The 11,781-nt window shown below is 74.0% G+C and carries 9 protein-coding genes; all 9 read left to right on the top strand.

The window, feature by feature from the left end; genetic code table 11:
* Positions 1 to 981: a ribose-phosphate diphosphokinase gene (locus ACI790_RS15650; RefSeq protein ID WP_456570707.1), complete on the top strand. Its 981-nt coding sequence runs from the start codon at positions 1 to 3 to the stop codon at positions 979 to 981.
* A gap of 56 nt (positions 982 to 1,037) precedes the next feature.
* Positions 1,038 to 2,069 carry an adenylyl-sulfate kinase gene (gene cysC / locus ACI790_RS15645; protein WP_456570706.1) on the top strand — a complete coding sequence of 344 codons (1,032 nt, stop codon included), beginning with the start codon at positions 1,038 to 1,040 and terminating at the stop codon, positions 2,067 to 2,069.
* A 168-nt stretch (positions 2,070 to 2,237) separates the two neighbouring features.
* Complete coding sequence (locus tag ACI790_RS15640; protein ID WP_456570705.1) at positions 2,238 to 2,951, top strand: 50S ribosomal protein L25/general stress protein Ctc; 714 nt, start codon at positions 2,238 to 2,240, stop codon at positions 2,949 to 2,951.
* A 20-nt stretch (positions 2,952 to 2,971) separates the two neighbouring features.
* Positions 2,972 to 3,610: an aminoacyl-tRNA hydrolase gene (pth, locus tag ACI790_RS15635; protein WP_456570704.1), complete on the top strand. Its 639-nt coding sequence runs from the start codon at positions 2,972 to 2,974 to the stop codon at positions 3,608 to 3,610.
* Positions 3,611 to 3,781: 171 nt separating this feature from the next.
* Entirely contained in the window at positions 3,782 to 5,311 is a 1,530-nt protein-coding gene (locus tag ACI790_RS15630; RefSeq protein ID WP_456570703.1) for a sugar transferase, read from the top strand.
* 156 nt (positions 5,312 to 5,467) lie between these two features.
* Positions 5,468 to 6,703, top strand: coding sequence for a DUF1972 domain-containing protein (locus ACI790_RS15625; RefSeq protein ID WP_456570702.1), 1,236 nt, complete (start codon positions 5,468 to 5,470; stop codon positions 6,701 to 6,703).
* Positions 6,700 to 7,461 carry a CDP-alcohol phosphatidyltransferase family protein gene (locus ACI790_RS15620; protein WP_456570701.1) on the top strand — a complete coding sequence of 254 codons (762 nt, stop codon included), beginning with the start codon at positions 6,700 to 6,702 and terminating at the stop codon, positions 7,459 to 7,461. The genes ACI790_RS15625 and ACI790_RS15620 overlap by 4 nt, the downstream gene beginning before the upstream one ends.
* Positions 7,458 to 8,132, top strand: a complete 675-nt coding sequence (locus ACI790_RS15615) for a hypothetical protein (RefSeq protein ID WP_456570700.1) — start codon at positions 7,458 to 7,460, stop codon at positions 8,130 to 8,132. The genes ACI790_RS15620 and ACI790_RS15615 overlap by 4 nt, the downstream gene beginning before the upstream one ends.
* Before the next feature lie 225 nt (positions 8,133 to 8,357).
* On the top strand, positions 8,358 to 11,781 hold a 3,424-nt coding region (locus tag ACI790_RS15610; protein ID WP_456570699.1), incomplete at its 3' end, for a LamG-like jellyroll fold domain-containing protein.

Below are 11,781 nucleotides of genomic sequence, written 5' to 3'. Positions count from 1 at the left end.
ATGAGTGCCATCCGGCAGGCGAACAGCAAGAGCATGATGCTCTTCTCCGGTCGGGCCTACCCGGCGCTGACCGACGAGATCGCCGGTCACCTGGGCGTGACGCCCACCCCCACGGCCTCCTACGAGTTCGCCAACGGCGAGCTCTTCGTGCGGTTCGAGGAGTCGGTGCGGGGCTGCGACGCCTTCGTGGTGCAGAGCCACACCGCCCCGATCAACACCTGGCTCATGGAGCAGCTGATCATGGTCGACGCGCTCAAGCGCGCGTCGGCCAAGCGGATCACCGTCGTGGCGCCGTTCTTCCCCTACGCCCGGCAGGACAAGAAGCACCGCGGCCGCGAGCCCATCTCCGCCCGCCTGGTCGCCGACATGTTCAAGACCGCGGGCGCCGACCGGCTGATGACCGTGGACCTGCACACCGCTCAGATCCAGGGCTTCTTCGACGGCCCGGTCGACCACCTCTTCGCCCTCGACCTGCTGGTCAACCACGTCTGCGAGCGCTGGGGCGACCGCGACATCACCGTCGTCTCGCCCGACTCGGGCCGGGTCCGGGTCTCCGAGCGGTGGAGCGACAAGCTCGGCGGCACCCCGCTGGCCTTCATCCACAAGACCCGCGACCCGATGGTCGCCAACGAGGTCGTCGCCAACCGCGTCGTCGGCGAGGTCGAAGGCCGGGTCTGCATCCTGGTCGACGACATGATCGACACCGGCGGCACGATCGTGAAGGCCGCCGAGACGCTCTTCGACGCCGGTGCGGCGGACGTCATCGTCACCGCGACGCACGGGGTGCTGTCGGGCGCCGCCGTCGAGCGGCTGTCCAACAGCAAGATCAGCGAGGTCATCGTGACCAACACGCTGCCGATCGAGCCGGAGCGCCAGTTCGACAAGCTCACCGTCCTCTCGATCGCCCCGCTGCTGGCGCGCGCGATCAAGGAGGTCTTCGAGGACGGGTCGGTCACCAGCCTGTTCGACGGGGCCAGCTGAGCCGTCGACCCGCCGCCGGGCACGGGGCGGGACCGGCGCCCTGGGAGGATGGCCGCGTGCCCGCTCGCACCCGACTCAGTGACGCCCACGTCGCCGCGCTCGCCCGCTACTCCTTCGGCCTGACCGCTGCGGTGCCCGACCTCCCGCCGGGCGACGCCTTCGAGGACGCCCAGGGCGTGCCGGTGGCCGTTCGCGAGGGAGACGGGCTGGCGGTGGCCGGCATCCCGCGCTGGCGCTCGCCCGAGGCCGTCGCGCAGCGGCTGGCCGAGCGCGGGTGGACGGCGCCGGCCGCCTGGGTCGGCCGGCCTCCCGCCGATGCGGCGGATCTGCCGGCCCGCGTCCTCGCGCTGCTGCCCGTGGCCGGGACGCCGGCGGATTCCGCCTCGGTCTCGACCACCGCCGCCGCCTGGGCGGACGTCCGCGCGACCGGGCGCGACGTCGAGCTGGTGCTCGTGCCGGTCACCGCCGCCTCTCCGGAGGTGTCCTGGGCGGAGCTGGCCGCGCGGTACGGCGCGACGCTGCTCGGCGAGCGGGCCGAGCCAAAGCCGGCCCGGACGGGCGGCAGGGTGCTGTTCTTCACCGGCCTGTCCGGCGCGGGCAAGTCGACCATCGCCGGACGGGTGGTCGAGCTGCTGCTCGAGGCCGGCTCCGCCGTCACGCTGCTGGACGGCGACGAGGTGCGCCACCACCTGTCGGCGGGGCTCGGCTTCTCCCCGCAGGACCGCGACACCAACGTGCGGCGGATCGGCTGGGTCGCCGCGCAGGTCGCCAAGCACGGCGGGATCGCCGTCTGCGCCCCCATCGCCCCCTACGCGGCCGTGCGGGCCGACGTCCGGCGCGAGGTCGAGTCCCAGGCCGGGCGGGGCAGCTTCGTGCTCGTGCACGTCGCCACCCCGCTGGCCGAGTGCGAGGCCCGGGACCGCAAGGGGCTCTACGCGAAGGCGCGCCGGGGGGAGATCCCGCAGTTCACCGGGATCAGCGACCCCTACGAGGCGCCCACCGACGCGGAGGTCACCGTCGACACCACCGGCAAGGACGTCGAGGCGTGCGCGCGCCTGGTCCTGGACGCGGTCCTCGGCGGCCGCTGACGGTCCCCGGCACAGGCGCCCCGGCGGCTGGGGTAGCCTGGCTCCCGTTGCCCGGCGAGGGAGACGGTCCGTCCGTACTCCGTGATCGACGTGCGTGTGCCCCGTGGGGTGTGCTGCGTCCGGTCGCCGGACCGCAGACCGATCCACCCTTCTGAGGAGCACACCACCGTGGCTGACTTCCGCCTCGTCGCCGAGTCCCGCACCGAGTTCGGCAAGGGCAGCGCCCGTCGCACCCGCCGTGCCGGCCGCGTCCCGGCCGTTCTCTACGGGCACGGCCAGGACGTCGTCCACCTGTCCCTGCCGGCCCGCGAGTTCGCCGCGGCCCTGCGCAACGGCGGCACCAACGTCCTGCTGACCGTCGTCCTGGACGGCCAGGAGCAGCTGGCGCTGACCAAGGCCGTGCAGCGCGACCCGCTGACCCGCGTCCACGAGCACGTCGACCTGCTGCTCGTCCGCCGCGGCGAGAAGACCACCGTCGACGTGCCGATCATCATCGTGGGCGAGCCGGCCCCGGACTCCATCCCGAACCACCAGCTGAACACCGTCTCGATCGAGGCCGACGCGACCCGCCTCCCGGAGAGCATCGAGGTCGACGTCACCGGCCGCGCCGCCGGTCAGAACATCGCCGCCGGCGACCTGGTCCTGCCGGCCGGCTCGACGCTGATCACCGACCCCGAGGCCCTGGTCGTCGGCTTCCTGGGTGCGCCCACGGCCGAGGCCCTCGAGGCCGAGCTCGCCGAGGCCGAGGCCGAGGCCGGCATCGAGCGCGAGGAGTCCGACGAGGCCGCCGAGGGCGTCGGCGAGGGCGACGTCGTGCCCGAGCCGCTCGACCAGGGCAGCGGCGAGTCGATGGACGCCGCCGAGAACAGCAAGAACGACTGAGGCATCCGCTGACCGAGAGCGTGGATCGCAGGGGCGCCGGCACCGCCGGCGCCCCTGCGGCGTCCTCCCCGGTCCCGGAGGGGCCGTTCCTGGTGGTCGGGCTGGGCAACCCCGGTCCGGCCTATGCCGGGAACCGGCACAACGTCGGCGCCATGGTCGTCGAGGAGCTGGCCCGGCGCGCCGGGATCCGGCTCGCCCCGGGCAAGGGCGCCCGTGCCCGGGCGGCCTCCGGTGAGGGGCGGCTGGCCGGACGCCGGGTGGTGCTGGCCGTGCCGTCGACCTACATGAACGAGTCCGGCAGCCCGGTCCGCGGCCTGCTCGACTACCACAAGCTGCCGCCGGAACAGCTCGTCGTCGTCCACGACGAGCTGGACATCCCCTTCGCCGCGGTCCGGCTCAAGCGCGGTGGCGGGGAGGGCGGCCACAACGGCCTGCGGTCGATCACCCGCTCGGCCGGCACCAGGGACTACCTCCGCGTCCGGGTCGGCATCGGCCGTCCGCCCGGCCGGCAGGACCCCGCGGACTTCGTCCTGAAGGACTTCTCGGGCACCGAGCGCAAGGAGCTGGACCTGCTGCTCGTCGAGGCCGCCGACGCCGCGGAGGCGCTCGTCGCCGCGGGTCTCGAGGCCGCGCAGAACCAGTTCCACCCCCGCGGCTGACCACGGCCCGCCGCCGGTCGCGGCAGGTGCGCGCCGCCCGGCCCGATCGGGTGAAGCGCCGCGCTCCCCGTTGACCGTCCCATGACTCTCGGTGAGTGTTGAGCGCAATCGACATCCGCACGGACGGAAAGTGGCTGTTCAGCCGCGTGTAGTTCGCCGTCGAGTACGGGTGTGACTACGTTGCGTGAGATCGTCCGGGGGGACGCAATGCTGCTGGAACGCCGCCAGGTGAGCACCGGGGCCGACATCCTGTCGGGTCCCTCCGGAGGGTCGACCACCGCGGCCCGACCGCTCGCCCGCCGTCCGGCGCCGGCCTGGGTGCGGTCCTACAGCATCGCCCTGATCGTGACCGAGACCGTGCTCGCCGGGGTCGCCGGAGCCGCCGTCCTCCTGCCCCGGGCGGACCAGATCGTCCCAGCGGCCCCGCTGCCGTGGGCCGCGCTGATCCTCCTGGTCGCCTGGCCGGCCCTGCTCGCCGCCACCGGCGCCTACTCCGAGCGCGTGTACGGGACCGGCAGCGACGAGTACCGGCGCGTGGGCCGGGCCGGTTTCGTGCTCCTCGCCACCGCCAGCTTCATCTCCTACGTCACCGCGCTGGAGCTCAGCCGGGCACTGGTCCTGGTCGCGATCCCGGCGCTGACCGGCGTCACCCTGCTCGTCCGGTACCTGGCGCGTACCCGCCTGTGCCGGCTGCGGGCGGCCGGGCGCTGCACCAAGAGGGTCGTGGTGGTGGGTCGCGGCGGAGCCGTCCTCGAGCTGGCGACCCGCCTGGAGCGCGAGCGGTACGCCGGTCTGGAGGTCGTGGCGGTCGCCGTGACCCCGGGCGACCGCGGCCGCGTGGCCGGCCAGGCCGGCGTGCCGGTCGGTGGCCTCGACGACGTGCTCGCCCTCGCGGTGGAGCATGACGCGGACACCATCGCGGTCACCTCGGCCAGCGAGACCGCTGCGCAGTACCTGCGGCAGCTGTCCTGGCAGCTCGAGGGCACCGGGATCGAACTCCTGGTGGCCCCCGGTCTGATCGAGGTGGCCGGCCCCCGGCTGCACATCCGCCCCTTCGAAGGGCTGCCCCTGCTCTCGGTCGAGCAGCCCTGCTTCGAGGGCTGGCGCCGGATGGTCAAGGGCGGGGTGGACCGGGTCGTCGCCGGGGTCGCGCTGCTGCTGCTGGCGCCGGTGCTCGCGATCGTCGCCGCCGCCGTCGCTCTCACCAGCCCGGGGCCCGTGCTGTACCGGCAGGAGCGCGTCGGCCTCGGGGGAAGGTCGTTCACGATGCTGAAGTTCCGCAGCATGGTGGTCGACGCCGACCGCCAGCTGGAGAGGCTGCGCGAGGAGAACATCTCCGACGGTCTGCTGTTCAAGATGCGGACCGATCCCCGGGTGACCCCGGTCGGCCGGCTGCTGCGCCGCCTGTCGCTGGACGAGCTGCCCCAGCTGCTCAACGTGCTCGGTGGCTCGATGTCGCTGGTCGGGCCGCGGCCGCCGCTGCCCGGCGAGGTGGCGCGGTACGACACGTCGGTCAGCCGCCGGCTGCTCGTCAAGCCCGGCCTCACCGGGTTGTGGCAGATCTCCGGCCGCAGCGACCTGTCGTGGGAGGAGTCCGTCCGCCTCGACCTGCGCTACGTGGAGAACTGGTCGCTCGCGCTCGACCTGCTCATCCTCTGGAAGACCGGACGCGCCGTGCTCTCTAGCTCCGGGGCCTACTGACCCCCCTCCTCCGGGTGTCACCCGCAGGGGTCAGGGGCTCCCGCGGAACGGTCCCGCCGGCCGCGTGCTCGGTAAGGCTGCTGGTGACGCAGGCGTCGAGACGGCACCCACCACGTGGAGCCGGGGGCGCGCCGGGACACGGACGGGGGAGTGATCATGCGGATCGCCATGGTCGGCACGCGCGGCGTGCCCGCTCGGTACGGCGGTTTCGAGACCGCCGTCGAGGAGGTCGGCCGCCGGCTGGTCGACCGCGGGCACGAGGTGGTGGTCTACTGCCGGACCACCCCCGGCCGGCACGAGCGCCCGGCGCGGCATCTCGGCATGGAACTGGTGCACCTCCCCGCGGCGCGCAAGCGGGCCCTGGAGACGCTGAGCCACTCGGCGCTGTCGGTGGCCCACCTGGTGGCCCACCGCACCGACGCGGCGTTCGTGTTCAACGCGGCGAACTCCCCGCTGCTCCCGGCGCTGCGCACGTTCGGCATCCCGGTCGCCACGCACGTCGACGGGCTGGAGTGGAAGCGGGCCAAGTGGGGCGCCGTCGGGCAGCGCTACTACCGGTTCGCCGAGGCGCTGGCGGTGCGCTGGTCGGACGCCCTGATCGCCGACGCGCAGGGCATCGCCGACTACTACCGGTCGCAGTTCGACGCACCGACGACGCTGCTCACCTACGGGGCGCCGCTCATCGCGCCCGGGACGGACCGGCTGGCCGAACTGGGCCTCGAGCCGGGGGGTTTCCACCTCGTGGTCGCCCGCTTCGAGCCGGAGAACCACGTGGACGTGATCGTCGACGGCTACCGGCGCAGCGCGGCGCGCAAGCCGCTGGTCGTCGTGGGCTCGGCGCCGTACTCGGACGCCTACACCAGCCGCGTGCGGGAGCTCGCCGACGACCGGGTGCGCTTCCTCGGCGGGGTCTGGGACCAGGAGCAGCTCGACCAGCTCTACGCCCACGCCTTCACCTACCTGCACGGCCACTCGGTGGGCGGGACCAACCCCTCCCTGCTCCGGGCGATCGGGGCCGGCGCCGCCGTCCTGGCCTACGACGTCGACTTCAACCGCGAGGTGGTCGAGGACTCCGGACGGTTCTTCGTCGGACCGGACGACGTCGCCGCGCTGGTCGGTGCGGCCGAGGCCGATCCCGAGCAGGTGCGGCGGGACGGCGCCCGGGCGCGCGAGCTGGCGAAGGGCTACGACTGGGACGTCGTCGCCGCCGGTTACGAGCAGCTCGCCCACCGGCTGGCCGGCCGGCAGGTGCCGAGCCGGCGCCCGTCGGGCGGGCGGATCGCGCCTCCGCGCACGGTGCGGATGCCCGTGCCGCTGCCGCGCAGCGCGGTGCTGGGCAACGCCCGGGGCACCGGACCCGACGCCGTCGCCTTCCCGGGAGCCCAGCAGTGACCCTCCTGGACGACGTGCCGGCGCGGCCTGCCGCGGCCGACTCTTTCCGCACGGTCCTGCGGCGGCTGGGTGCCGCGCAGAAGGGCGCCGTCGGGGCACCGGCGTACTCCCGGTTCGTCAACCGGCGGCTCGGCCGGGTGCTCGCTGCGCTCGCCTACCGGATCGGCCTCGGCCCGAACGCGGTGACCGGGATCAGCGCCGTCTTCACCTTCACGGGGATCGCGCTGCTGGCGCTGCTCCCGCCGTCGGTCCCGCTGGGCGCGGCGGTGGCCGCCTGCCTGGTGCTCGGCTACGCGCTCGACTCCGCCGACGGCCAGGTGGCCCGGTTGCGCGGGGGCGGATCACCGGCGGGGGAGTGGCTCGACCACATGGTCGACGCCGTGAAGGCGTCCGGCCTGCACCTGGGGCTGATCGTCGGCCTCTACCGGTTCGAGGTCGTCGATCCGGCGCTGCTGCTGGTGCCGCTGGGCTACTGCCTGGTCGATGCGGTCACCTACTTCGGCACCATGCTCAACGAGGCGTTGCGCGCCCAGCACGGGGCGCCCACCCGCGCGCATCCGACCGCGCGACCAGCGGGCGTGGCCCGCTCACTGCTGACGCTCCCCACCGACTACGGGCTGCTGGCCTTGGCCTTCGTCCTCTACGGCGTGCCCTCGCTGTTCGTGCCCGTGTACACCGTCCTGTTCCTGGCCGCGGCGGGCTTCCTCGCGCTGGCCTCCGTCAAGTGGTTCCGCGAGATGGGCAGGTTGCCGCGATGAGCACCGACGTCCCCACCGACACCCGACCCCGCCGGTGGCTGCTGCCGGTCGGACTCGGCCTGGCGGCCGTCCTCCTCGGGATCGCCGTCCTCCTCCTCGGCGGGGGGAACGGCGCGCGTCCCGGATCAGCCGGCGCGGCGGCATCTGCTCCGGCCGTCCCGACCGGTGCGGAGCCGGCGCCGTCTGCCGCGCCGGAGCCGACGGCGCGGGTGTCCGATCCGCCGACCGGGCCGGCTTCCGAGCCGACCGGACTGGTCGCCGACGAACTGCCGGCCAGCCATCCGCCGGTGCCGCTGGACGCGACGGCCGAGGTGGACGGCCGGATCGCGGCCACGGTGGAGTCGCTCGAGGCCATCCGGGGCACCGCGGTCGGGCCGGGCAACGTGGCCGGTCCGGCGCTGCGGGTCACGGTCCGCCTGCTGAACCGGTCCGCCGACCCGGTCCTCCTGGACGGCGTCGCGGTGAGCCTGACCTCCGGGGAGCAGCAGACGCCGGCCCCACCTCTCGCCGACCCCTCGGCCGCGCCCTTCAGTGGCATGGTCGGGCCCGGGGACAGCGCGGAAGGGGTCTACGTCTTCACCCTTCCCGAGGACGCCCGCGACCTGGTGACCGTCTCGGTGGGGTACGACGCCGGCGAGCCGTACATGGTGTTCACCGGCTCCGCGCGCTGACCTCGCGCCACGCACACGACTGCAGGGCCCCGGCTGAGCCGGGGCCCTGCAGTCGTGTGCGGGCACTCACCCGCAGTGGTCGGACGACGGTGCCCGGCGCCCCGCCGACCACGAAGTGTCACCGATCGGGGGATATGGGGCGTCCCATCGTCACGCTTAGTGTTCGACGGCTGGTCCATCTCGTGGACCACGTCGTCGTGTTCGGCAAGCGGGGGGAAGCAACGGATGTCTGCTGTCTACAGCGCCTGGAGGAAGTCGCTCCTGGCCGGGCTGGTGAGCCTGCTCCTGGGGGTCGGCTCCGTCGCGCTGCCCGCCACCGCGTTCGCCGACTCGGCGCCCACGGACCCGGCCGATCCGGCCACGCCGCCCACGGTCACCGCCGACCCCCTGCCCACGGCGCAGATCAACGGGGTGGCCTGGGCACAGGAGGTCGTGGGGAACACCGTGTACGTCGCGGGCAAGTTCACCCGCGTCCGGCCGGCCGGCGCCGCCCCGGGCACGCAGGAGACGGTGCGCAACAACCTGCTGGCCTACGACATCCGCACCGGCGAGCTGATCACCTCCTTCGCCCCGAGCCTGAACGCCCAGGCGCTGACGATCGAGGCGTCGCCGGACGGCTCGCGGATCTACGTCGGTGGTGACTTCACCTTCGCCGACGGGCAGCCGCGCAACCGCATCGCCGCCTACGACACCGCGACCGGCCAGCTGGTCAGCACGTTCCGCCCCTCGGTCAACGCCACCGTCCGGACCATCGCCGCGACCGACAGCACCGTCTACCTGGGGGGCGAGTTCAGCGCCGTCGGGTCGAGCGCCCGGAACCGCTTGGCCGCCGTCTCGGCGACCAGCGGCGCCCTGCTGCCGTGGGCTCCGACGCCCGGCGCGGGGCCGACGGACGGCAACTTCCTGGCCGACAGCCCGCAGCACAACGCCACGCCCAGCAACTCCGTGCTCGCGATGGTGCTCGCCGGCGACAACCAGGTCGTCGTGGCCGGCCGGTTCTACTACCTGAACGGGGTCAGGGCCACCGGTGTCGGTGCGCTCGACGCCTCCAGCGGCGCCACCCGGCCCTTCGCGGCGAACCGGCTGATCACCAACCACGGCATCAACTCCGCGGTCTGGAGCCTGAGCACCGACGGCACGACCGTGTACGGCACCGGCTACAACTACTTCGGCCCCGGCAACCTGGAGGGCTCCTTCGCCGCCGCGGCGAACGGCGGGGCGGTCCGCTGGATCAACGACTGCCACGGCGACACCTACAGCACCTACGCGGTCGCAGGCGTCGTGTACCAGGCCACCCACGCCCACGTGTGCAGCAACATCGGGAGCTTCCCGGAGCAGAACCCGCAGCTCAACCTCTTCGCCACGGCGGTCTCGCAGGTCCCGACCGGTTCGGTCGGGCCGGCGACGCTGCAGAACATCGCCAACTTCCGCGGTCAGCCGGCGCCGTCCGTGCTGCCCTGGTTCCCGACCTTCTACGCCGGGGGCTACACCGGCCAGTACCAGGCGGGCTGGAGCGTGACGGGGAACGAGGACTACGTCGTCTACGGCGGGGAGTTCCCGGGCGTCAACGGCACCGAGCAGCAGGGCCTGGTCCGTTTCGCCGTCTCCGCCGTCGCGCCCGACGCGGTCGGCCCGCGCGCCACCGGCGACTTCGCGCCCACCGCGACCCTCGTTCCCGGCGCCGTCCGCATCAGCTGGCGCGCCGTGCACGACCGGGACAACGAGAACCTGACCTACCGCGTGCACCGGGGGAGCGAGAGGACCGCACCGGTCTGCGAGTTCACCCGCCCGTCGCAGTGGTGGAACCTGCCGAGCTACGGCTGCGTGGACACCACGGCCCCGGTGGGCACCCACGGCTGGGTCGTGGTCGCGAGCGATCCCGCCGGCAACCGGCTGTCCTCGTCGTGGGTCACGGCGAACGTCGGGGCGGCCAACAGCGGCCCTGCCCGCGTGTACTCGCAGCTCGTGGCCAACGACGGCGCCGACGGCCACTGGCCGCTCGGGGAGACCGCCGGATCGACGGCCTACGACCGGGCCGGATCGCAGGGCATGGGGATCAACTGGGGCGTCACGAAGGGCCGGGCCGGCGCCATCGCGGAGGACACCGACGGGGCCTTCGCGTTCAACGGGACCTGGACCGGCTTCACGGCCACGAACACCGCGGCACCGTCGCCGAAGGAGTTCTCCGTGGAGGCCTGGTTCAACACGACCACGACGGCCGGCGGGAAGATCGTCGGCTTCGGCAACAGCCGGATCGGCCTGAGCACCCGGTACGACCGGCACCTGTACATGGACACCGCGGGGCGGCTGCACTTCGGGGTCTGGAACTCGGGCCAGCGGGTCCTCAGCACGACGGGTGCCCTCAACGACGGCCGGTGGCACCACGTGGTGGGCACGTTGAGTTCCGCCGGCATGGCCTTCTACGTCGACGGCGAGCTGGTCGGAACCCGTCCCGCGGTGACCGTCGCCGACGCCTACACCGGCTACTGGCGGGTCGGCGGGGACTCCCCGTGGTCGGGGAGGGCGTGGTTCGACGGCCGGGTCGACGAGGTCGCCGTCTACCCGCAGGCGATCACGGCGCGGCAGGTGGCCACCCACACCACGGCCGGGCGCACCGGGCAGGCACCGAACATCCTGCCCACCGCGTCCTTCACCGCGGCCGCGACCGACCTGGAGGTCGCCTTCGACGCCTCCGCGTCGGCCGACCCCGACGGCGCGGTCACCGGCTACGCGTGGGACTTCGGTGACGGCGCCACCGGCGACGGCGCCACGGCGACCCACGTCTACGCCGCCCCGGGCAGCTACCCCGTCCGCCTCACCGTCACCGACGACCGGGACGGGAGGGCCACGACCACCCGGGAGGTCACCGTGCGCGTGGCCCCGGTCGGGCCGGGCTCCATCGCCGCGGACACCTTCGGGCGCGAGCTGGCATCCGGATGGGGCGAGGCGGAGACCGGCGGTGCGTGGACGGCGATCGGCCCCTCGTCCGGTCTGGCGGTCACCGGGGGGACGGGTCGGCTGACCGCGGCCCCGGGCACGACCGGCGGGGCGCTGCTCGACGTCTCCGCGGAGGACGTGGCCGTGCAGGCCGACGTCGTCCTCGACCACGCGGCGACCGGCGGCGGCAGCTGGGTGACGCTGGGCAGCCGCATGGTCGGTGGCACCCGCTACACCGCGCAGCTGTTCTTCGCGGCGGACGGCAGCGTCCGGCTCAACCTGGTCCGCACCGTGAGCTGGAGCGAGACCTGGCTGGCCGGCACCACCCTGCCGGGCTCGTACACGCCGGGCACCGCGCTGACCGTCCGCTTCGAGGTCGACGGCACGGCGCCGGCGACGATCAAGGCCAAGGCGTGGACCGCCGGGACGGCGGCACCGGCGGACTGGCAGGTCCAGGCCACCGACGCGACGGCGGCGCTGCAGCGCCCCGGCACCGTCGCGGTGGACGTCTACACCGCCCGGTCGGCGGCAGCCGCCACGGCGGTGCGGATCGACAACCTCCGCGCCGAGCCGGCCGGAACCGTCGCCGAGGAGCCGGAGCCGGTGCCGAACGCGGCTCCGACGGCGGCGTTCACCGCGGCGCCGGCCGACCTGACCGTCGCCGTCGACGCCTCGGGGTCGGCCGACAGCGACGGCCGGGTGGCCGGGTACG

The organism is Blastococcus sp. SYSU DS0539 (genome assembly GCF_054050855.1).
This window is presented reverse-complemented; position numbering and strand designations above follow the sequence as displayed.

Excerpts from the sequence above, each read along its gene's own strand:
- ACI790_RS15650 (WP_456570707.1), top strand. The coding sequence starts at position 1 with ATGAGTGCCATCCGGCAGGCGAACAGCAAGAGCATGATGCTCTTCTCC.
- ACI790_RS15615 (WP_456570700.1), top strand. The coding sequence starts at position 7,458 with ATGAGCACCGACGTCCCCACCGACACCCGACCCCGCCGGTGGCTGCTG.
- ACI790_RS15625 (WP_456570702.1), top strand. The coding sequence starts at position 5,468 with ATGCGGATCGCCATGGTCGGCACGCGCGGCGTGCCCGCTCGGTACGGC.